The sequence below is a fragment of the Streptomyces sp. NPDC059009 genome (genome assembly GCF_042740175.1).
Lineage (GTDB): Bacteria > Actinomycetota > Actinomycetes > Streptomycetales > Streptomycetaceae > Streptomyces.
In genome coordinates, this window is sequence record NZ_JBHYJB010000010.1 from 1 (window position 1) to 20379 (window position 20379).

Genomic DNA, 20379 nt, shown 5'->3' on the forward strand with positions numbered 1-20379 from the left:
GTACAGCACCCCACCCACCCCAGTACTCGTGAACTCGTCCGGCGCCCCCGGCTTTTCGAGGACGGACATACCGCCGCGTCCCCACCCCGCCCCCACCACCGGCTGCCAGCTCACCCGCAGCACCCACCAGCCACCCGCCCGATATGCGGACACTGGCGCCCGCATTCTGACCGGTTTCCGACCTTGACGGTGCCTCACCCCTCCCCGACCATCAGGCTCGCGTCACCGTTCACGCTTCACGTACCTCTCCCTCCCCCACAGCTCCAGCGCCCCCTGTCCCCACGGCACGGGGCGTCTCGCACATTCCGTCCCTGTCCCTGTTCGGAATCCGGAGCCCTCTCATGAGACGCGTAAGACGCACCGCCGCCGTCGCCGCCGCCCTGACCATCGGCGGGCTGCTCGTCCCGGCCGCGCCCGCGGCCCTCGCGGCGCCGCACCCCGTGGCGCCCACCCCCGTCCTCGCCCCCGCTCCCGCCCTCGCCGCGCCCGACATCCCCGTGGCCAACGTGAAGGCGCACCTGTCCCAGCTCCAGTCCATCGCGAGCTCCAACGGCGGCAACCGCGCCCACGGCCGCGCCGGGTACAAGGCGTCGCTGGACTATGTGAAGGGCAAGCTGGACGCGGCCGGGTTCACCACCACCGTCCAGCAGTTCACCTCCAGCGGCGCCACCGGCTACAACCTCATCGCCGACTGGCCCGGTGGCGACACCGGCCAGACCGTGATGGCCGGCTCCCATCTCGACAGCGTCACCTCAGGGCCCGGCATCAACGACAACGGCTCGGGTTCGGCCGCCGTCCTGGAGACCGCCCTCGCCGTCTCGCGCGAGCAGTTCAAGCCCGCGAAGCATCTGCGGTTCGCCTGGTGGGGCGCGGAGGAGCTCGGTCTGGTCGGGTCGAAGTACTACGTCAACAACCTTCCCTCCAGCGAGCGTTCGAAGATCAGCGGGTATCTGAACTTCGACATGATCGGCTCGCCCAACCCCGGCTACTTCGTCTACGACGACAACACCGCCCTGGAGAAGGTCTTCAAGGACTACTACGCCGGCCTCAACATCCCCACCGAGATCGAGACCGAGGGCGACGGCCGGTCCGACCACGCCCCCTTCAAGAACGTCGGCATCGCCGTCGGCGGGCTGTTCAGCGGCGCCGACTACACCAAGACCAGCGCCCAGGCCCAGAAGTGGGGCGGCACGGCGGGCCAGCCCTTCGACCGCTGCTACCACTCGTCCTGCGACACCACGGCGAACATCAACGACACCGCCCTGGACCGCAACAGCGACGCCATCGCGTACGCCATCTGGAACCTGGCCGCCGGGTCCACGACCCCGCCCGGCGGCGTCTTCGAGAACACCGACGACGTGGCCGTCCCGGACAACGGTGCCGCCGTCACGTCCACGGTCAACGTCACCGGCCGCACCGGCAACGCCCCGTCGAACCTCAAGGTGGACGTCGACATCCGGCACACCTGGCGCGGTGACCTGGTGGTCGACCTGCTCGCCCCGGACGGCACGGCGTTCCGGCTGAAGAACTCCAGCAGCAACGACTCGGCGGACGACGTCATCGCGTCGTACACCGTCAACGCGTCCGCGAAGGCGGCGAACGGCGCGTGGAAGCTGCGGGTCCAGGACGTCGCCGCCCAGGACACCGGCTACATCAACAGCTGGAAGCTGACGTTCTGAGCCCTGTCCGACCGACGGGTCAGGTGGCGCGCTGTTGTCTGAGCGCCGCCACCCTCCGGTACAGCTCCACCGCCTCGGTGCCCCGGCCCAGCTGCTCCAGACAGTGCGCCTCGTCGTTGCGGCTGGCCAGGGCGTCGGGGTGGTCGGCGCCGAGGACCTGTTCGCGGGCCGCCGCGACCCGCCGGTACTCGGTGAGCGCGTCGGCCCAGCGGCCCAGCCAGCCGAGCCCGACGGCCACCTCGCGGCGGCTGACCAGGGTGTCCGGGTGGTCGGCGCCGAGCACCCGCTCGCGGATCGCGCACACGTCGCGGGCCTCGGCCAGGGCCTCTTCCCAGCGGCTCTGGCGGCCGAGGTTGACGCCGAGTCCGTGCCGGGCGCGCAGCGTCTCGGGGTGGGCGGGGCCGTTCACGCGGGTGCGGTCGTCGATGAGGTCGCGGTAGAGCTCGAGGGCCTCGCCACTGCGGCCGAGACGGCCGAGGCTGATGCCCACCTCGTAGCGGGCGGCGAGGGTGTCGGGGTGGTCGGCGCCGAGGGCGCGGGAGCGGGCGTCGGCGACTTCCCGGTAGGTCTGCAGGGCTTCCGGCCAGCGTCCCAACTGGCCGAGCGCGTAGGCCACTTCGTACCGTGTGACGAGCGTGTCGGGGTGGGTGGGACCGAGGACGCGGGCGCGGGCGAGCGCCACCTGGCTCGCGAGGCGGTACGAGTCCTCCAGTCGGCCCAGGCGGCTGAGGTTGTAGGCGAGGTTGTGGCGGCAGCGCAGCGTGTCGGGGTGGTCGGCGCCGACGGTGCGCTCCCGGGCGGCGAGCACCGCCGTATAGACCTGGTGGGCTTCGAAGTGCCGCCCCAACTGGCCGAGGACGTATGCCATTTCCTGGCGGGCGGCGAGGGTGTCGGGGTGGTCGGGGCCGAGCGCGCGCTCCCGGCCCTCGGCGACGCGGCCGTACTCGCGCAGGGCGTCGGCGGGGCGCCCGGTGCGGCTGAGGGTGAAGCCGACCTCGTAGCGGCTGGCGAGGGTGTCGGGGTGCTCGGGCCCCAGGGCGTGCTCGCGCTCGGCGGCCACCGAGCGGTGCACCTCCCCGGCCTCCGCCCACCGCCCGAGCCGCCCGAGGCTGAGCCCCGCGCTGTGCCGGTCGGCGAGTCTGTCGAGCAACTCCGGGGGCGGCGTGGGGCGTTCGGGCTCGCGGGGCACGGCGGGGCCGCGGGCGCCCGCGCGCGGGATCCACTCGCCGGTGAGCCCGGCCGCCGCGTCGGGCGGTGTCATGCGCAGGGAGCCCGCGCCGCCCGCCTTGTGGCCGGTGGTCATGCCGCGCGTCCACGACGGCAGCCGCGGCTCGTGGGACGGGAGGTGGTCGGCGGAGGCGGGCCGGCCGGGGCGGGGTGCGACGGAGGGCGTCCGGACCGTCGGGACGTATCCGCCGTGCGGGGCGTGCGGGGCGTGCGGGCCGCGGGCCGCGTGGATGCGGCGGCTCAGCTCGCGGGCGTCGTGCGGGCGGTCGTCGGGCTCCTTGGCGAGCAGGTCGAGGACGATCTCCTCGAAGGAGACGGGCAGTTCCTCGCGGTGGGTGCGGAGCGGTTCGGGTGCCGTGTCGCGGTGGCCGACGAGGACCGCCCAGGCGTCCTCCATGTCGAAGGGAGGCGCGCCCGTGGCGATCTCGTAGAGCACGCAGCCGAACGAGTACAGGTCGCTGCGCTGGTCGACGTGGCCGCCGCTGATCTGCTCGGGCGACATGTAGTGCGGGGTGCCCATCGCGATGCCGGTGCCGGTCAGCCGCGAGGTGAACCCGATGTCGGCGCCGAGCCGGGCGATGCCGAAGTCGCAGATCTTCACCGTGCCGTCGGTGAGCCGCATGATGTTCGCGGGCTTCAAGTCGCGGTGCACGATGCCCTGTTCGTGGGTGTACGCGAGGGCGCCCGCGACCTGGTCGGCGATCTCCACGACGTCGCCGACGGGCAGCGGGTGCTGCTTGTTGTCCTCGAGGAGCTGGCTGAGGTTGCGCCCGTCCAGGAGCTCCATGACCAGGTAGAGCAGCCCGTCGTGCTCGCCGAAGTCATGGACGACGGTCACGCCCCGGTGCTGGAGCGCGGCCGCGACGCGTGCCTCTCTGCGGAAGCGCTCGCGCAGGACGCGGGTGAACGACTGGTCGTGCTGGGGTCCCAGGGGCTTGAGGCACTTCACGGCGACTCTGCGGCCGAGCGACTCGTCCCGCGCCCGCCACACCTCGCCCATGCCCCCGCGCCCGATCAGATCGAGGAGCCGGTAGCGGCCCTGGATCAGCCTGGTGTCCGCCATGTCGTGCCGTCGCCCCCGTTGCCTCGCTGCGCCCTCCCCGGCTCGTCCAGTATGGCTTCCCGGGTGCCGAGTTTGTACGGGGCCGGGCGGCTGCCCGGGCCGACGCGCTCCATGGCCCGCAGGATGTGCTTCGGGGGAAGTTGCCAGCGTAGACGAGCGGGAATGGTGCGCAGGAGGGTGCCCGTGGTGCGCAGGCGGCGCGTCACGACGGCGGGCGCCGGAGCGGGCCGCCCGTACAACGCGTGCGCGTAGGGCGGCAGCGACGCATAGGCGAGCCCGGCGACGCGCCGCCACAGCAGGGCGCGGGCCGGGACGAGGGCCGGGTGCACGGGCGGCCGGCGCAGGAAGTCGTCGACGTCCCGGGCCTCGGGCCCCGCGGCGAGCCCGGGCCGCACCTTCTCGAAGTACGCGGCGAGTTCGGCGGTCGACGCCGGTACGGCGGCGGGGTCGAGCCCGACGAGGCGGGCGCTCTCCCGGTGTTCGCGCACGTACTGGTCGGCGAGCGCGTCCGGCATGCCGATCCCCGAGCGCCGCGCGATGTGCAGGTAGCTGTCGATCTCCGCGCAGTGCACCCAGAGGAGCAGCTCCGGCTCGTCGACGCCGTACCGCTCCCCTGTGTCCGGGTCGGTCGCCCCGAGCTTGCTGTGGATCTTCCGGACCCGGGCCCCGGCCGCCTCGGCCGCGTCCGTGGCGCCGTACGTCGTGACGCCGACGAACCGCGCGGTCCGCAGCAGCCGCCCCCACGCGTCCTTCCTGAAGTCGGAGTTCTGCATGACGCCGCGGACCGCGCGCGGGTGCAGCGCCTGGAGGTAGAGCGCGCGGATCCCGGCGACCCACATCATCGGGTCGCCGTGCAGGTTCCAGGTGACGGACGAGGGCCCGAAGAGGCCGGGGTCACCGGGGTCGGGGCGCATGGCCGGCCTCCTGGAGTGCGATGTACGACGGCTGTTGGTGTCCTTTCAGTATGGTCCGTGCGGCTGAGGGGGCCCGCCGGCTACGGGCTGCGGCCCCCGGCGCTCAGCGCGGCATCCCACTCCCGTACGGCGCGTACAGGTCGAGCAGCCGGACGCGGGCCGCCTGCAGACGGTGGGCGAGCACCCGGCCCACCCACTGTCCGACGGACCGGCCGAACGCGGAGTCGGCCGCGCACATCGCCCGGACCGCGGCGGCGTCGAACTCATGGGCGCGCAGCGGGCTCGCCGCCTCCGCCCCCAACTGCCAGGCGTGGGGCGGGAACAGCCAGGACCAGCCGACCAGGTCACCGAAGCCGAGGGTCTCGATGACGGCGGCGCGGCGGCCGGGAACGTGCAGGTCGAGGGCGACCGTCCCGGAGCGGATGATCCAGAACCGGTCCGCGCTCCCGCCCTCCTCGAAGAGCCGCGTGCCCTGCGGGAAGGTCACTTCGCGGGCGATGCTCAGCAGCCGTCCGCGGTCCGCCGCGGGAAGGGCCATGGCCATGCGGAGCGTGGAGTCGTTCATCGCCGGGTCTCCTCATCGAACGGGTCACCTCCCAGCCTTCGGGAGGCGCCCCCGCACCGGCAAGGTCCGAGTGGTCCCGTCACGGGGGTCGTCACGGGGCCGGCGGGCGGGGGCCGTCGGGGGCCGTCGTCGCCCACTCCCGCTCCCAGGCGGCCAGGCGCCGGTGGTCGAGGCCGAGCCGCACGGCCCAGCCGGTCACCAGCGCCGCGCCCGCCCCCACGGCCGCCGCCCCCGCGCCGGTGGACAGGGCGCGCAACCACAGGTCGGAGTCGTCCCAGGGGGCGCCCACCAGGTCGCCCCGGCGGTCGAGCCAGATGTCGACGCGGTCCCCCGTGCGCAGGCCGACGGTCACGCGCGCCGTGCCGGTGCGGCGCTCGCCCGCCTCCGTGGTCCAGCGCACGGACACCGGGTAGGTCGAGGGCGGGCTGCCGCCCGTGGCGGTCCAGGCGGTCTGTGACGGTGCGTCGCGGGTGAGTTCGGCGCGGGCGGGCAGGCGTTCCGCGCGCTGCCGCTGGGCCTCGACGCGGGCGTCGGCGAGCGCGGCCCCGCCCACGACGACGCCCACCGCGGGCGCCCCGAGGAGCACGGTGGCCCCCATGCCCAGGACCAGCCATGCCTCGACGACGTCGGACCGGCGCCGCAGGGGGTTCGCTCGCCACCGCCAGCCGCGCCGCGTGCCCGGCATGCCGTCAGACCCCCTCCGTACGGGGTGGGGCTGATGCCGCGCGGATCGTCTCGCACCTGTCCGCCATGGCTGCCGTCCCTTCGCCGCTGCGGGTCCGGCTCCTCCCTCTCAGCGTCCGGCCGCACCCGGCGGCCACCAAGGGCCGGCCGGGCACCGGAGCGGGCCGTCCGGCCCCTGGACAGCGGCCGTCCGGCCCGTCGCCGTCAACGGAGCTGTCGCGCGAGGGCGTTGCGGACGTCCCGCCAGGACAGCCGGCCCGCGAGCCGCTCCCCGGCGGCCGTCGCCCCGCACAGCCGGGGCCCGCACAGCCGGGGGCCCGGCGCGGTCTCGTCCGTACCGGCACCGTCCGCACCCGATCGGCCCAGCTCCGCCTGACGGTGAGCCGCTCTTGGCGGCTACTGGGAGATCCCGGACCACCAACCACCAACCACCAAGAGAGGAGCACCCCATGCCGACGGCGCCCACGCCCCCGTCCACGCCGCGCATCCTGCTCGCCCGGCACGGCGAGACCACCTGGTCCCGGAGCGGACGGCACACCGGCCGCACCGACCTGCCGCTGATCGGGGCGGGACGGCGCAGCGCGCGACGGCTCGGCGAGCGCCTCCACCGCAGCCCCTGGGACGGCCTGTCCGACGCGGTCGTCCGCACCAGCCCGCTGCTGCGCGCCCGACAGACCTGCGAACTCGCCGGGTTCATCGACCGGGCCACGCCGTGGGACGCGCTCATGGAGTACGACTACGGCGCCTACGAGGGCCTCACCACGCCCCAGATCCAGGAGGACCGCCCCGGCTGGGACCTGTGGCGGGACGGCGTGCCCGAGGGTGAGACCCTCGCGGACATCGCCGCCCGCGCCGACGAAGTGGTCGACTGGGCCGTCGAGTTGAACCGCAACGTCATTCTCTTCGCCCACGCCCACATGCTGCGCGCGCTCGCCGCACGCTGGCTGGGGCAGGACGTCGCCTTCGCGGCCCGGCTCGACCTCGCCCCGGGGTCGTTGTCCGGTCTCAGCTGGAGCCACGGCCACCGCGTCATCCGCCGCTGGAACGACACGGGCCACCTCGAACACGACACGCGCGTGCGCGACGAGGTGTGGTCGACGGAGTCCGCGTCGTGGCAGCAGTGGTGACGACGACGGCCCACGGCGCGGGCAGGGAGGTCACCGCCGTACGCGCGGCATCCCCAGGCCGATCCACGAGATGATCTCGCGCTGGATCTCGTTGTTGCCGCCGCCGAAGGTGAAGATGACCGCGGAGCGGTAGCCGCGCTCCAGTTCGCCGTGGAGGACCGCGCCCGCGGAGCCCTCCTTGAGGACGCCGGCCGCGCCCACGACCTCCATCAGCCAGGCGTAGGCGTCGCGGCGGGCCTCGGAGCCGTAGACCTTCACGGCCGAGGCGTCCTGCGGGGTGAGCGTGCCCTCCTGGACGGCGTTCACCATCTGCCAGTTGAGCAGCTTCATGGCGTCGAGCTTCGTGTGCGTCTTCGCCAGGCGCTGGCGCACCCAGCCCAGGTCGATGACGCGGCGGCCGTCGGCGAGCTTGGTGTCGGCGGCCCAGCGCTGCACGTTGTGGAGGGCGCGGATCGCCATGGTGCCGTGGGCGGCGAGCGTGACGCGCTCGTGGTTGAGCTGGTTGGTGATGAGCCGCCAGCCCTTGTTCTCGTCGCCGACCCGGCGCGTGACGGGGACGCGGATGTTCTCGTAGTAGCTCGCGGTGGTGTCGTGCGAGGCGAGGGTGTTGATGAGGGTGCAGGAGTAGCCGGGGTCGGAGGTCGGCACGAGGAGCATCGTGATGCCCTTGTGCGGCGGGGCCTCCGGGTCGGTGCGGACGGCGAGCCAGACCCAGTCGGCGGTGTCGCCGTTGGTGGTCCAGATCTTCTGCCCGTCGACCACATACTCGTCACCGTCGCGCACCGCCTTCGTCCTGAGGGCGGCGAGGTCGGTGCCCGCGTCGGGCTCGCTGTAGCCGATGGCGAAGTCGATCTCCCCGGAGAGGATCTTCGGCAGGAAGTACGCCTTCTGCTCGTCGGTGCCGAACTGCATGATGGTCGGCCCGACGGTGTTGAGCGCCATCAGGGGCAGCGGGACCCCCGCCTGGGCGGCCTCGTCGAAGAAGATGAACTGCTCCATGGGCGTGAGCCCGCGCCCCCCGTACTCCTTGGGCCAGCCCACCCCGAGCCACCCGTCGGAGCCGAGCCGCCGCACGGTCTCCCGGTAGAACTGCTTCTGCGCGGCGGGGTCGTCGTAGCGGGCGTAGGCGTTGTCCGGCACGAGGTCGGCGAAGTACGCACGCAGCTCGGTGCGCAACTGCTGTTGCTCAGGGGTGTATTCGAGGTGCATGGCGGCTCCTGGCTCGGCGGTTTCTGCGCATCCGGGACCTGACGGCGGACACAGTAGAACTCGTTCCAGAAATTGTGAATGGCGGTGCAGGGGCGGAGTGCGCGCGCCCGCTCCCGGCCGTGCCCTCGGTGGCGGCCGCCGTGCCTGATCGTCAGCCGCCGACGGCGGGCCGCAGCCCTACCGCCCGCCCCGCCCCGTCCCACTCGACCTCCAGGACCCGCTCGACCGCCGCACGGTCGAGCGGGCCGAACACGTGCGGGAACCGGGCGCCTCGGGGCGCTCCGGGCGGGGGCACGGGCGTCGGCGCCTCCCACTCCACCCGGGACGTGAGGCGGGACTCGTCCAGGCACAGGACCACGAGCGGTCTCGGGGCGGTGCGGTAGAAGGCGTTGACGACGGAGAGGGTGGTCGCCTCGTCGGGCGAGCAGTGGACGAAGCCCTCCTTCGTGAGGGAGGAGGGCGCGTACGGGGCGTCGGGGTCGGCGCTCCAGTCCGCGAGGGGGACCGCGTGGTAGATCATGCGCCGGTTATACAACGACGGCTGCGGCAAGGCCCCCGTCAGGGCCCCGCCGCAGCCGTCCGCACCTGCCGGGCGTCAGCCGGTGACCTTGCCCGTGCTCCTGTTCCACGTCAGCGTCCCGCCCTGGAAGCGCTGGGTGGCGCCGGTCGCCGTGCGCCGCTCGTCGCCCACGGGGAAGCCGAGCCTGCCGCGCTCCCAGCCACGCGCCTCGTACGTCCAGAGGAAGGGCCCCTGTACGCCGTGCGGTCCCGTGGCCTTGGTCCAGTAGAGGTTGCCGTAGTCGAAGCGCTGGAAGACGCCACCCTTGGAGGCGGGGCGTTCCTTGGTCGTGGGGCAGCCGTAGACGCCCTGGATGCCGCCGAGTTGCTGCCACTCACGGGCGAAGGAGCCGGTCACGGGGAGCTTGCAGTGGCGCTGGACGGTGACCTTGTGGGTCTTCTTGTCGTAGACGAGGGTGCCGCCCCGGAAGTCCTGGCGTGTGCCGGCCGCCGAGTCCTTCGCGTCGGCGACGGGGAAGCCCAAGCCGCCGCGCTCATAGGCGAGTTGACCGTACTTGGTGAAGATCGGCCCGTGGACGGCGAACGACTGGCCCGAGCCCGCGCGGTAGAGGTTGCCGCCCGCGAAGCGCTCGTAGGAGCCGCCGCGGGTGCGGCGTTCGCCCGTGGTGGCGCAGCCGAGGGGGCCGCTCTCACCGCCCCGGGCACGCCACTTGGCCGCGAAGGCGCCCTTGGGCGAGGCCGCGCAGCCGAAGGTGGCGGTCACGGTGTGGGAGGTGTCCATCGTGAGGCGGAGCGGGTTGGCGGCGGCCGTCTCGGCGCCGTCGACGGTCCAGCCGGTCAGCTTGCGGCCCTTGGCGGGGCGGGCGCCGACCAGGACCGAGCTGCCCTTGGGGTACGGGCCGGGCTCGGAGAGCTGGAGCGTGCCGGACTTCGCGTCCGGCGCCGTCTTCGTGGTGACGGTCAGGTCGGCGCGGCTGAACTTCGCGGTGAGCCGGGTGGCGCCGTTCACTTCGAGGTCCAGGGCCGCGTCGGTGCCCGCGCGTCGGCCGTTCAACTCCCAGGCGGTGAAGCGGTATCCGGCCTTGGGGCGGGCCGTGGCGGTGACCTTGGTGCCCTGCGGGTAGCCGCTCTTGCTCGGCTTGAGGGCGACGGTGCCGCCCTGGGCCGGGTCGGCGGTTACCGTGACCGGGTGGAGCTTCGGCGGTGTCGTGCTCTTCTTGAACTGGGCGACCAGCGTGTGCTTCGCGTTCATCAGGACCGACGTCGGGTTGGCCGAGCCGCGCGGCTTGCCGTCGAGCGTCCAGCCGCTGAACGCGTAGCCCGCCTTCGGCGTGGCGGTCACGGTGACCTTGGTGCCCGGGTCGTACGGGCCGTCCTGCGCGGCCTTCACGGTGCCGCCCGCGGCCGGGGCGGCGCTGAGCGAGAGCGCGTACGTGGTGGGCGGCTTGGGCGGGGTGCGGTACCGGGCGACGACGGGGAGGGTCTGGCGGAGCACGCGCGCGTTGTCGTGGTCGGCGTTGCCGAGGGTCTCGCCCGAGGCGGCCTTCTGCTTCGGCGCGGAGTAGTGCATGCTCACGCTGCAGCTGTAGGCGGGGGTGCACGCCGAGCCGTACGCCATGATCGAGTGGTACTTCTGGCTGGGCACGACGAAGCCGCGGTTGTAGGGGTAGACGGGGTTCTTCGCCCAGCCCTTGCCGCGGTAGGTGTCCAGGGTCTTGTCGTCGTGCCACAGCGCCATGTTGTGGCCGAGCTCGTGCGCCATCGTGCCGTCGGCCATGTCGGCGGCGTCGACGGCCGAGTAGATCTGCTCGTCGGAGGTCGGCGGGGTGACCCAGATAGTGTTGCCCTGGCGCTCCCGCTTCTCCTTGAGGAGCGGCTCCTGCGGAGTGTTGGCGATGCCCGCGGTGTACTCCCCGGCGGGCGGCTTGGGCACGTCCGAGATGACGGACACCAGGTCGGCCTTCTTGCCCTCGCGCACCTTCCGGGCCTGCTTGCCGAGGGCGCTGTCCTTGGTGTTGAGGGCCTTCAGTACGGCGTCGGAGTCCTCGTTGCCGGTGTAGTCGGCCTTGAAGAGGGAGCCGAACTTCACCTTGCCCTGCACCCCGGCGGCCTTGAGCGCGGCGTTCATCGACTTCTCCGCGACGGCGACCTTGTCCTTGAGGCCCTGGTCGCCGCCGAGCTTCTTCGCCGCGTTCTTGGTGTAGCCGACGGCCACGTCCACGACGGACTGCGCCTTGACGCGCGGCGCGCGGCGCGTCTCGGGGCGGGCGGCGCTCCGGGCACGGGACCCGGCGGGTTCGCGGTGGACGACGGGCGGGGTGTAGGTGTCCGTCGGCCGGACCGGCTTGGCCCGGGGGTCGATCTCCTGGACCGCGCTGTACCCCTCGTCGGTGCCGGTCAGCTCGTACCGGAGGTAGCCCTGCTGGACCTGCCCGGAGAGGCGGACGGGACCACCGCTGCACCCCTTGGTCACGGTCAGGTACAGCTTCGCGTCCGGCACGCCCTCGACGTGCCCCTCGATCACGATGCTGTCGCCCGGCAGATAGCCGACCTGGTCGGCCACGGCGCTGATGGTCACGTCGGGGAAGAGCGGCAGCACGATCGAGAACACCCCGTCGGCCTGCTGGTCGCAGAGGCTCTTGACGTTCTCGGGCGTGACACCGACCCTGCCCTCGCGCAGCACCCAGGGCTCTCCCGGTACGGGTCCCAGGGCGGCGGCCCGCGCGGCCGCTCCCCCGGCGGGCGGCGGCGCCCCCTGTGCGGCCACCGGCGCCGCCTGGCCCAGCACCACCGCACAGAGCACGGCCGAGGCCCAACTCGCCTGTCTGCGCCGTCTGTTCACGCCGCCCACGACGCTGTCCACTGCTCTGACCACAACAGTCCTCTCCTGACCGATAGGTGACGGATCGTCACCCACCAGAGGACCCCGGCCCGTACCGCTCCCCGCGCACGACGGCCCGGGCACGCCGGGGGTTCCGCCGATCGGAGGTGCGCGGACCCGCCGGTCAGGCGTCGGCGCGCAGCACGTCGCGCTGGATCCGGCAGGCGAGGGCGCGGCGCGCGGAGGGCGACGCGGGGACGGGGGCCGGGTCGGCGGCCGGGCCACCGGCTGGGTCGTCGGCTGGGTAGGCGGCACCCTTCGGCGGGACGTCGAGGCCGCGGGCGATCTGGTCGTACGCGGCCTGGTAACTCCCCGGCAGCTCCGCTCTGTTGAGCCTCAGGTCCGCCTCGACGAGACGGCGCAGCTCGTCGACGTGGCGGGGCGTGAAGCCCTTCTTGCCGCGGGCGAGGGCGGCGACGGCGCGGGCGCAGCGGGCCGTGCCGTGGGCGCCGTGGCGAGCCCGGGAGTTCTCGGAGTCGCTCTCGCAGATCTCGGAGATCTCTTCGGCGAGGCCCCACAGACGCCCCTCGAGCCAGGGGGTGTCGTACTGGTCGAGGGAGAGCCGCGGCGCGGACGGCGCCCGACGGGCATCGTCGGTCCTGTGCCGGGCGGTCCTGTGCCGGGCCATCTGCTTGGAGACCGCGGGCTGGCTCATCCCGGCGATCCGGGCGATCTTCTCCTGGCTCCAGCCGAGGGCGGCGAACATCTCGATCATCTCGGCGCGCAGCCGCCGCATCTCCTCGCCCGCGCGGATGACCTCGTTCATCTCCGCGAGCATCCGCTCGGCCTGCTCCTCCGTCATCGCCATCACTCGGTTATACACGTACGCACGCTCGTCCATAACCGGGTTGTACAACCTGGTTATGGGTGACAGGATCCGCGCCATGCCCACCTTCACCGCACCGGACGGAACCCGGCTCGCCGCTCATCTGTCCTGGGACGGGGACGCGGACGGGGACGGCGAGCCCGTCGTGTGCCTCCCCGGCGGCCCCGCGGACTCCGCCTATCTCGGCGACCTCGGCGGCCTCGCCGCGCACCGCGCGCTGCTCCGCCTCGACCTGCGCGGCACGGGCGCGTCCGCGCTCCCCGAGGACCCCGCCTCCTACCGCTGCGACCGGCTCGTCGACGACGTCGAAGCGCTCCGTACGCACCTCGGCCTCTCCGGGATCGACCTGCTCGCCCACTCCGGCGGCGCGAACCTCGCGGTCCAGTACGCGGCCCGGTACCCGGAGCGCGTGCGCAGGCTCGCCCTGATCGGCCCCGGCACCCGCGCCGCCGGGGTCGAGGTCACGGGCGAGGCCCGGCGCGCGGTGGCGCTGTCGCGGGCCCACGAGCCGTGGTTCCCGGAGGCGTTCGCCGCGTTCGAGGCGGTGGCCGCGGGCACCGGTGGCGACTGGGAGGCCGTCGCGCCCTTCTTCTGGGGCCGCTGGGACGAGACGGCACGGAAGCTGCACGCCGAGAGCCGGCCGCGCAACCAGGAGGCGGTCCGGGGCTACGGCTCCGACGGGGCCTTCGACCCGGACGCCACCCGGGCGGCGCTCGCCTCCCTCACGGCGCCCGTGCTGCTGCTCACCGGGGAGTACGACCTCAACAGCCCGCCCGCGTCGACGGCCGGGCTCGCGGCGCTCTTCCCCGACGCCACGCTCGTGGTGCAGCCGGGAGCGGGGCACTACCCGTGGCACGACGACGCGGACCGCTTCGTGGCGGCCACGGCCGCGTTCCTCGCGGCGCGACCCGGCTGAGGCGCCCCGGCTCGCCCCGCCCCGGCTCGCGCGGCGCGGCTCAGCCCGTCTGAAACAGTTCGCGCGCCGCCCGTGCCACCGCGTCGGGCCGCTCCTCGTGCGCGTAGTGCCCGCACCCGGTCAGGATCTCGGTCCTCAGGTCGTCGGCGCGGCCTTCGGCAGGCGGAGCGAGGACGCTCGGCGGGAGCAGGAAGTCGCGGTCGCCGCCCAGGATCAGGGTCGGGGTGGTGAGGTGCAGCTTCCGGTAGCGGCCGAGGGCCAGACGCGCGATGTCGTGGAGGGCGAAGGCGCGGTGCAGGGCCTCCCCGGCTCGTGCGCGGTCCGGCTCCCGGCCGGAGCTGACGAACTCCTCCAGGACATCGGGCGACCACACCTCCTGTGCGGCCACTCCCTTCCGCATCAGACAGCGGGTGAAGCCGGGCCGGTGGCGCAGCAACCACCGTCCCAGCAGGGGCTGTTCGAGCAGCGCCGTGTACCAGAAGCGCCAGGACTGCGGCGCGAGACGGCGGTGGCGCGGCCAGGGGTGCACCATGTTCAGGGCGAGGTGGTGCGTGACGCGCTCCGGGGCGCGCAGGCACAGGTGGAAGCCGGTCCAGGCGCCCCAGTCGTGGCCGATGAGCCGGACCCGGTCGAGGCCGAGGGCGTCGAGCAGCGCGAGCACGTCCGCCACCCGGCTGTCCGTGTCGTAGCCGGTCGCCGGGGCGTCGGACCAGCCGAAGCCCCGCTGGTCCGGGCAGATGAGCCGGTACGTGCCGGACAGGCGGGGGATCATCTCGCGCCAGCCGTACCAGTGCTGGGGGAACCCGTGCAGCAGCACGACCGGCTCGCCCGCACCGTCGCCCGCCTCCGCGACGTGCAGGCGCACCGCATCGCGCGCTCTTCCTCGCGCCCCTCCTCGCCCCCCTCCTCGCACCTCGACGTCGTGGTGGCGGACGCCGTCCAGGGCGGGCAGCGGTCGAGCGCCGCACTCCGACGCGTACTCCTGCGGGCTCAGCGCTTTCATCGGCTCCATGGCGATGTCAACTCCTGTTCAGCAGCTGCCTGTTCGGCGGTCGTTCCGTCAGGAGGAACCCGGCCGGGAAAAAGTTCCGCAGGAATCGGTGGGAACCTTTGCGCGGGCCCGCGCCTCCTGACCTTCCGACGGCTCACGCGACAGAGCCGTCGCGACGCAGCACCCCAGGGAGGGAACCGAACCGTGCGCGAACCAGAGGAAGGCGATCCGTCCAGGAAGGACGACCCCTGGGCGGCGGCCGCGCTCCTGGTGCGGGCGGCCCAGTCCGGTGACGCCCTGGCCCTCAACGACCTGATCGACCTGCTGACGCCCTACGTCGGCCGGCTCTGCCGCCCCATCGCCCTCGCCGACAGCGCCGACGCCGTGCAGGAGTCCCTCATCGCCGTCTTCCAGGGGCTGCCCCGCCTCAAGGACCCGCGCGCGCTGTACGGATGGGTGCGCACCGTCACGGTCCGCGAGGCGGTGCGGGTGGCCCGGCGCGGCCAACGGGAGACGCCCGTCGGCGAGTTCGACGACATCGCGTCCCTGCCCGGGCCCGAACGGGACGCCGACGTCCGCGACGTGCTGCGCCGGCTGCCGGGCGAGCACCGCGCGATCCTCGTCCTGCGCGAGCTGGAGGGGCTCGACGAGCGGACGGCGGCCGAGGTCCTGAACGTCTCCCGGGGCACGGTGAAGTCACGGCTGCACCGCGCCCGCCACACCTTCCGAAAGGCATGGGCCCGATGACCGCCGACCCACCCGACAACGACACCGGCACCGGCACTGACCTCGACCCCGTGCGCCGGCTGCGCGTCATGGCCGCGGGGCTCAATGCCGTCATGTACGCGGAGGAGTACGTGGACCTGCCCGTCGACGAGGTGTGGGCGGTCGCGAGCGACCTCGACGCCGAACTCCCGCAGCTCGTCCCGGCCATGCGGGCGTTCCGCACGACGGCCACGCTCCCGTCCGGGCGCAGCACCGCCCTCGCGTACGGGCCGTTCGGGCACCGGGCCCGGTTCGACGTGCAGCTGCGACCGGGGTGGTGCCTCATGCAGAGCGCGCATGTGGTCGGGGGGATGGCCGCCGTGCCGGAGGGGTCCGGTACCCGGTTCGCGGTGCTCGGCGGGGTGCGGCACGCCGTGCCGGGACCGGTCCGGCGCGCCGTGCGGCCACTGGGCCGGGCCCGCGGCCACCGCATGATCGCCCGCGCCCGCCGCCGTACCGAAGCACGCCGTACCGAGACACGCCGCACCGAAGCACGGCGCACCGCGGCACAGGGCGGCGACGGTGACGTCAACACCGGCCCTGCTCAACCCACTTGAGGCCGGGACCGCACCGCCGACAGGAGCTCCTCGAAGGGGACCACGTCGAGGCCGTCACGCGCGCCGACCGAGGTGACGGCCCCCTTCGACGCCGCCCGCCCGGCGGCCCCGGGCCCGGCCTCCTGCCCGGCCCCCGGCCCCATGAACCGGGCCAGCTCGGCGCCCGCGCGGTCGATCCTGGCCGCGAGGCCCTGCTCGCCCCAGTCCTCGGACGCCGCGTACACGGCGGTCGGCAGGACCAGGGCGCGCAGATGGGTGAAGAGCGGGCGCAGGGCGTGCTCGGTGACCAGGGAGTGGCGGGCGGTGCCGCCCGTGGCGCCGACGAGCACCGGCTTGCCGGTCAGCGCGTCCTTGTCGATCAGGTCGAAGAACGACTTGAACAGCCCGCTGTACGAGGCGGAGAAGACCGGCGTCACGGCGATCAGTCCGTCCGCGGCGGCCACCGTGTCGAGCGCGGCGGCCAGGCGGGGCGGCGGGAAGCCGGCGACCAGGTGCTGGGCGATCTCCGTTGCCAGGTCGCGGAGTTCGATGACCTCCGCGTCGGCGGTGACGCGCTCCCGCGTGGCCGCCGTGAGACGGTCGGCGAGGAGGCGGGTGGACGACGGGGAGCCGAGCCCCGCCGACACGACGACGAGCCTCATGCCGTACGCACCTCCTTGGCGGCCTCGACGCGGGACGCGTGCGTCGGCGGCTCCTCGGGCACGCCCGCCGGGCGCAGCTTCGCGAACTCCTCGCGCAGGACCGGGACGACCTCCTCGCCGAGGAAGTCGATCTGTTCGAGCGCGGACTTCAGCGGCACGCCGCCGCCGTCGACGAGGAACAGCTGGCGCTGGTAGTCGCCCGCGTAGTCGCGGAACGAGAGGGTCTTCTCGATGACCTGCTGCGGGGAGCCGACGGTCAGCGGTGTCTGTGCCATGTACTCCTCCATCGACGGGCCGCCGCCCATGAGCGGCGAGTGGTCGAAGTGGGGCCGGAACTCGCGTATCGCGTCCTGCGAGTTCCTCCGCATGAACACCTGCCCGCCGAGCCCCACGATCGCCTGCTCGGGCGTGCCGTGCCCGTAGTGGGCGTAGCGCTGCCGGTACAGGTTCACCATCTGCTTCGTGTGGGAGGCGGGCCAGAAGATGTTGTTGTGGAAGAAGCCGTCGCCGTAGTACGCGGCCTGCTCGGCGATCTCCGGGGAGCGGATGGAGCCGTGCCAGACGAAGGGGGCAACTCCGTCCAGGGGGCGGGGGGTCGAGGTGAACGACTGCAGCGGCGTACGGAACTTCCCCTCCCAGGTGACCACGTCCTCCTCCCACAGGCGGCGCAGCAGCGCGTAGTTCTCGATGGCGAGGTCGATGCCGTCGCGGATGTCCTTGCCGAACCAGGGGTAGACCGGGCCGGTGTTGCCGCGGCCCGTCATCAGGTCGACGCGGCCGTCCGCGAGGTGCTGGAGCATCGCGTAGTCCTCAGCGATCTTCACCGGGTCGTTGGTGGTGATGAGGGTCGTGGAGGTGGAGAGGATGAGGCGCTCGGTGCGGGCGGCGATGTAGCCGAGCATCGTCGTCGGGGACGAGGGCACGAACGGCGGGTTGTGGTGCTCACCGGTCGCGAAGACGTCCAGGCCGACCTCTTCCGCCTTCTGCGCGAGGGCGAGCATGGCCTTGATCCGCTCGCGCTCGCCGGGCGCCCGTCCGGTGGCCGGATCGGGCGTGACGTCACCGACAGTGAAGATCCCGAACTGCATGGCGCTCACCCTCCAGATTCTCTAGTTGACTGTTCAACTATATCCTGCCGAACGATCTCCCTCCGCCCGCTATTCCCGCCCGCCGTTCCCGCGGGCCGCGGCGCCGGGTGGCACCCCGTACGGGCTCGTCGGACAGTGGTCACAGGGCGCCGGAACTCAGATCCGGAGCCGACCGTTCCCCTGGCAACCCCCGAGTTCGAGGAGCCGAACCTTGTCCGCCAGACCGACGGACCCCCCGGGCCCCAGTGGTGCCCGATGATCAGTGCTGTACTCGGCGTGGTCGCCGTATTCGTCCTGACGGCCGGCACCGGCTACTTCGTCGCCCAGGAATTCGCCTACGTCTCCGCGGACCGGCTCGCCCTCGCACGCGAGGCCAAGGGCGGCGACAGGAAGGCCGCGCGCGCCCTCCAGGTCCTGGAGCGGCTCTCCTTCATGCTGTCGGGCGCCCAGCTCGGCATCACCGTGACCGGTCTGGTCGTCGGCTTCCTGGCCGAGCCCTCGGTCTCGACGCTGCTGCGGCCCGTGCTGACCGGGACGGGCCTCCCGGACGGGGCCGTCTCCGGCGTCTCCGTCGTCCTGTCGTTCGTGCTCGCGACGATCGTGCAGATGGTGCTTGGCGAGCTGGCACCGAAGAACCTCGCGCTCGCCGTGCCGGAGCGGCTCGCCAAGGCGCTCGCGGGGTCCACGCTCGCGTATCTGAAGGTCGTCGGGCCGCTGGTGCGGGTCTTCGACGGGGCGGCCAACCGGCTGCTGCGCAAGGTCGGCATCGAGCCGGTCGAGGAGCTGCACCACGGGGCCACCCTGGAGGAGCTCGGCCATCTCATCGGCGAGTCCCATGAGAGCGGCGAGCTGCCGAAGGAGACCGCCGAACTCCTCGACCAGGCCCTGGAGTTCTCCGAGCGGACCCTGGACGAGGTGATGGTGCCGCGCGTGGACGCCGTCTTCGTGCGGGCCGGGGCGCTCGCCGCCGAGGCCGTCGAGCTGATCGCGCGGCACGGCCACTCGAACTACCCCGTGCTCGGCGACCACCCGGACGACATCGGCGGCGTCCTCGGCGTGCGCGAGCTGATGGGACTGCCCGCCGACCGGCTGCGCACGACGACGGCCGCCGGGCTGGCGCGCCCGCCGCTGCTGCTGCCCGACACCCTGGAGCTGCCCCACGCGGTGACGCAGATGCGCGCGCGGGACGACGAGTTCGCCGTCGTCCTGGACGAGCACGGCGGTGTGGCGGGCATCGTCACGTACGAGGACATCGCCGAGGAACTCGTCGGGGACATCGCCGACGAGAGCGACACCGTCACCGAGCTCGCGGTCGCCGACGGGCGCGGCTGGCTCGTCGACGCGGGCCGCCGCCTCGACGAGGTCGCCCAGGCCACCGGCGTAGTGCTCCCCGAGGAGGACGACTTCGACACCGTGGCCGGGCTCATCGTGGACCGGCTGGGCCGCTTCCCCGCCATCGGCGACCGGCTCACCGTGGCGCTGCCCGGCGGCGGCAGCGCGGTCATCGACGTGCGGGGCCTGGACCGGCACGTGCCCGAGCGGGTCCGCCTGGAGCGGCTGCCCGAGGCGGCACCCACGGCCGGGGCCACGGCCGAGGAGGAGCAGGCATGAGTCTGCCCATGGCACTCTTCATCACCGTGCTGCTGCTGATCGGCAGCGGGTTCTTCGTCGCCGCAGAGTTCGCGCTCGTCGCCGCCAAGCGGCACCGCATGGAGAAGGCGGCCGCCGAGAAGAAGCGCGGCGCGAAGGCGGCGCTCGCGGGCATGCGCGAGCTGTCGCTGATGCTCGCGGGCGCGCAGCTCGGCATCACGGTCTGCACCCTGGGGCTCGGCTCGATCTCCAAACCCGCGATCTCCCACGAGCTCGACCCGCTGCTGCACGGCTGGGGGCTGCCGAGCGGACTCAGCTACGGCGTCTCCTTCGCCTTCGCGATGATCGTGGTCGTCTTCCTGCACATGGTGGTCGGCGAGATGGCGCCCAAGTCCTGGGCCATCGCCCACCCGGAGCGCTCGGCGATGCTCCTCTCCCCCGCCTTCCGCGCCGTGGTGAAGGCCGTGCGCCCGCTCATCTGGCTGCTCAACAAGGTCAGCAACGGCCTCGTACGGCTGTGCCGGGTCACCCCGCGCGACGAGCTCACGGCGGTCCACAACCGGGAGCAACTCACCTACCTCGTCGCGGAGTCCGAGCGCCTCGGCCTGATCAGCAAGGACGACTCGGAGCTGATCGCGCGCTCGCTCACCGAGCCGCTGACACCGGTCGGCGACCTCCAGATCCCCTCCGCCGAGATCACGTCGGTGCCGGGGACGGCCCCGGTCGACGAGATCCTCGCGGTCGCCGACGCCAGCGCACGGACCCGTCTGCTGGTCCGCGACGGCGCCCGGGTGCTCGGTTCGGTGCACGCCCGCGACGCCCTAGTGGCCCGCGCCCGCGGCCGCGCCACGACCGCCGCCGACCTGGCCCGGCCGATGCCGGAGCTCACCGCCGACACCACCGTCGCCGACGCCGTCGAGCAGCTCCGCCACCGCCGCGCGTCCCTCGCCGTGGTCTGCGACGACGCGGGCCGCCTCACCGGACTGGTCAGCCTGGACGACCTGCTGGCGCGCTACCTCCAGCCGAGCGGGGCGGCCTGACGGCGGCGAACCACCCGGAATGCGCGGCACGTTGCAGCCGCGAACGACCCACGCCCCCGCCGGAGAGAGCTCCCGGCGGGGGCCGGTCATTTGGTGC

At 73.3% G+C, this 20379-nt stretch carries 18 protein-coding genes; 7 read left to right on the forward strand and 11 right to left on the reverse strand.

Annotated elements, in window-relative coordinates; genetic code table 11:
* Nucleotides 1-341 precede the first annotated feature (341 nt).
* Entirely contained in the window at nt 342-1679 is a 1338-nt protein-coding gene (locus tag ACFWYM_RS11900) for a M28 family metallopeptidase (protein WP_384833943.1), read from the forward strand.
* 19 nt (nt 1680-1698) lie between these two features.
* On the opposite strand, the gene ACFWYM_RS11905 is transcribed toward ACFWYM_RS11900, so the two are convergent.
* The 4 genes from ACFWYM_RS11905 to ACFWYM_RS11920 form a co-directional block, all read right to left on the reverse strand.
* Nucleotides 1699-3969, reverse strand: a complete 2271-nt coding sequence (locus tag ACFWYM_RS11905; protein WP_384833946.1) for a tetratricopeptide repeat protein — start codon at nt 3967-3969, stop codon at nt 1699-1701.
* Nucleotides 3951-4883, reverse strand: a complete 933-nt coding sequence (locus tag ACFWYM_RS11910) for an oxygenase MpaB family protein (RefSeq protein ID WP_384833949.1) — start codon at nt 4881-4883, stop codon at nt 3951-3953. Before ACFWYM_RS11910 ends, ACFWYM_RS11905 begins: the two co-directional genes overlap by 19 nt.
* Nucleotides 4884-4986: 103 nt before the next feature.
* Nucleotides 4987-5448 (reverse strand): Crp/Fnr family transcriptional regulator, encoded by a 462-nt coding sequence (locus ACFWYM_RS11915; RefSeq protein WP_384833952.1) that lies wholly within the window; start codon nt 5446-5448, stop codon nt 4987-4989.
* A gap of 91 nt (nt 5449-5539) precedes the next feature.
* Nucleotides 5540-6133 (reverse strand): hypothetical protein, encoded by a 594-nt coding sequence (locus tag ACFWYM_RS11920; protein WP_384833955.1) that lies wholly within the window; start codon nt 6131-6133, stop codon nt 5540-5542.
* A 448-nt stretch (nt 6134-6581) separates the two neighbouring features.
* Between ACFWYM_RS11920 and ACFWYM_RS11925 the strand changes: the two genes are divergently transcribed.
* Complete coding sequence (locus tag ACFWYM_RS11925) at nt 6582-7259, forward strand: histidine phosphatase family protein (RefSeq protein ID WP_384833958.1); 678 nt, start codon at nt 6582-6584, stop codon at nt 7257-7259.
* 30 nt (nt 7260-7289) lie between these two features.
* On the opposite strand, the gene ACFWYM_RS11930 is transcribed toward ACFWYM_RS11925, so the two are convergent.
* The 4 genes from ACFWYM_RS11930 to ACFWYM_RS11945 form a co-directional block, all read right to left on the reverse strand.
* A complete protein-coding gene (locus ACFWYM_RS11930) occupies nt 7290-8468 on the reverse strand; it encodes an acyl-CoA dehydrogenase family protein (protein WP_384833961.1) in 1179 nt (392 codons plus the stop codon).
* Between the two features lie 151 nt (nt 8469-8619).
* The gene (locus ACFWYM_RS11935) at nt 8620-8988 is read right to left on the reverse strand and encodes a DUF952 domain-containing protein (protein WP_384833965.1); all 369 of its coding nucleotides are present in this window, start codon (nt 8986-8988) and stop codon (nt 8620-8622) included.
* Nucleotides 8989-9063: 75 nt separating this feature from the next.
* Complete coding sequence (locus tag ACFWYM_RS11940; protein ID WP_384833968.1) at nt 9064-11862, reverse strand: InlB B-repeat-containing protein; 2799 nt, start codon at nt 11860-11862, stop codon at nt 9064-9066.
* Nucleotides 11863-11992: 130 nt separating this feature from the next.
* Nucleotides 11993-12676 carry a sigma-70 family RNA polymerase sigma factor gene (locus tag ACFWYM_RS11945; protein WP_384833971.1) on the reverse strand — a complete coding sequence of 228 codons (684 nt, stop codon included), beginning with the start codon at nt 12674-12676 and terminating at the stop codon, nt 11993-11995.
* A 76-nt stretch (nt 12677-12752) separates the two neighbouring features.
* Here ACFWYM_RS11945 and ACFWYM_RS11950 point away from each other — a divergent pair, with 76 nt between their 5' ends.
* Complete coding sequence (locus tag ACFWYM_RS11950) at nt 12753-13610, forward strand: alpha/beta fold hydrolase (RefSeq protein WP_384834666.1); 858 nt, start codon at nt 12753-12755, stop codon at nt 13608-13610.
* A gap of 40 nt (nt 13611-13650) precedes the next feature.
* Here ACFWYM_RS11950 and ACFWYM_RS11955 read toward each other — a convergent pair whose 3' ends face one another.
* A complete protein-coding gene (locus ACFWYM_RS11955; RefSeq protein WP_384833974.1) occupies nt 13651-14622 on the reverse strand; it encodes an alpha/beta fold hydrolase in 972 nt (323 codons plus the stop codon).
* Between the two features lie 183 nt (nt 14623-14805).
* Between ACFWYM_RS11955 and ACFWYM_RS11960 the strand changes: the two genes are divergently transcribed.
* Together ACFWYM_RS11960 and ACFWYM_RS11965 are read left to right on the forward strand one after the other, a co-directional pair.
* Nucleotides 14806-15348: an RNA polymerase sigma factor gene (locus tag ACFWYM_RS11960; RefSeq protein WP_384833977.1), complete on the forward strand. Its 543-nt coding sequence runs from the start codon at nt 14806-14808 to the stop codon at nt 15346-15348.
* Nucleotides 15345-15923 (forward strand): hypothetical protein, encoded by a 579-nt coding sequence (locus ACFWYM_RS11965; RefSeq protein ID WP_384833980.1) that lies wholly within the window; start codon nt 15345-15347, stop codon nt 15921-15923. Before ACFWYM_RS11960 ends, ACFWYM_RS11965 begins: the two co-directional genes overlap by 4 nt.
* Here the strand turns inward: ACFWYM_RS11965 and ACFWYM_RS11970 are convergent.
* Nucleotides 15911-16564, reverse strand: a complete 654-nt coding sequence (locus ACFWYM_RS11970; RefSeq protein ID WP_384833983.1) for a CE1759 family FMN reductase — start codon at nt 16562-16564, stop codon at nt 15911-15913. The two genes, ACFWYM_RS11965 and ACFWYM_RS11970, sit on opposite strands and share 13 nt — an antisense overlap.
* Nucleotides 16561-17652: an LLM class flavin-dependent oxidoreductase gene (locus ACFWYM_RS11975; RefSeq protein WP_384834669.1), complete on the reverse strand. Its 1092-nt coding sequence runs from the start codon at nt 17650-17652 to the stop codon at nt 16561-16563. The genes ACFWYM_RS11970 and ACFWYM_RS11975 overlap by 4 nt, the downstream gene beginning before the upstream one ends.
* 255 nt (nt 17653-17907) lie before the next feature.
* On the opposite strand from ACFWYM_RS11975, the gene ACFWYM_RS11980 reads away from it, so the two are divergent.
* Entirely contained in the window at nt 17908-19263 is a 1356-nt protein-coding gene (locus ACFWYM_RS11980) for a hemolysin family protein (protein ID WP_384833986.1), read from the forward strand.
* Nucleotides 19260-20282, forward strand: a complete 1023-nt coding sequence (locus ACFWYM_RS11985; protein WP_384833989.1) for a hemolysin family protein — start codon at nt 19260-19262, stop codon at nt 20280-20282. The genes ACFWYM_RS11980 and ACFWYM_RS11985 overlap by 4 nt, the downstream gene beginning before the upstream one ends.
* Nucleotides 20283-20379 lie beyond the last annotated feature (97 nt).

Bases quoted from the DNA above. Each gene is read 5' to 3' on its own strand.
- ACFWYM_RS11965 (WP_384833980.1), top strand. From the start codon at position 15,345: ATGACCGCCGACCCACCCGACAACGACACCGGCACCGGCACTGACCTC.
- ACFWYM_RS11950 (WP_384834666.1), top strand. From the start codon at position 12,753: ATGCCCACCTTCACCGCACCGGACGGAACCCGGCTCGCCGCTCATCTG.
- ACFWYM_RS11945 (WP_384833971.1), bottom strand. From the start codon at position 12,676: ATGGCGATGACGGAGGAGCAGGCCGAGCGGATGCTCGCGGAGATGAAC.
- ACFWYM_RS11935 (WP_384833965.1), bottom strand. From the start codon at position 8,988: ATGATCTACCACGCGGTCCCCCTCGCGGACTGGAGCGCCGACCCCGAC.
- ACFWYM_RS11905 (WP_384833946.1), bottom strand. From the start codon at position 3,969: ATGGCGGACACCAGGCTGATCCAGGGCCGCTACCGGCTCCTCGATCTG.
- ACFWYM_RS11925 (WP_384833958.1), top strand. From the start codon at position 6,582: ATGCCGACGGCGCCCACGCCCCCGTCCACGCCGCGCATCCTGCTCGCC.
- ACFWYM_RS11955 (WP_384833974.1), bottom strand. From the start codon at position 14,622: ATGGAGCCGATGAAAGCGCTGAGCCCGCAGGAGTACGCGTCGGAGTGC.
- ACFWYM_RS11930 (WP_384833961.1), bottom strand. From the start codon at position 8,468: ATGCACCTCGAATACACCCCTGAGCAACAGCAGTTGCGCACCGAGCTG.
- ACFWYM_RS11975 (WP_384834669.1), bottom strand. From the start codon at position 17,652: ATGCAGTTCGGGATCTTCACTGTCGGTGACGTCACGCCCGATCCGGCC.
- ACFWYM_RS11910 (WP_384833949.1), bottom strand. From the start codon at position 4,883: ATGCGCCCCGACCCCGGTGACCCCGGCCTCTTCGGGCCCTCGTCCGTC.
- ACFWYM_RS11900 (WP_384833943.1), top strand. From the start codon at position 342: ATGAGACGCGTAAGACGCACCGCCGCCGTCGCCGCCGCCCTGACCATC.
- ACFWYM_RS11980 (WP_384833986.1), top strand. From the start codon at position 17,908: ATGATCAGTGCTGTACTCGGCGTGGTCGCCGTATTCGTCCTGACGGCC.
- ACFWYM_RS11920 (WP_384833955.1), bottom strand. From the start codon at position 6,133: ATGCCGGGCACGCGGCGCGGCTGGCGGTGGCGAGCGAACCCCCTGCGG.
- ACFWYM_RS11985 (WP_384833989.1), top strand. From the start codon at position 19,260: ATGAGTCTGCCCATGGCACTCTTCATCACCGTGCTGCTGCTGATCGGC.
- ACFWYM_RS11970 (WP_384833983.1), bottom strand. From the start codon at position 16,564: ATGAGGCTCGTCGTCGTGTCGGCGGGGCTCGGCTCCCCGTCGTCCACC.
- ACFWYM_RS11915 (WP_384833952.1), bottom strand. From the start codon at position 5,448: ATGAACGACTCCACGCTCCGCATGGCCATGGCCCTTCCCGCGGCGGAC.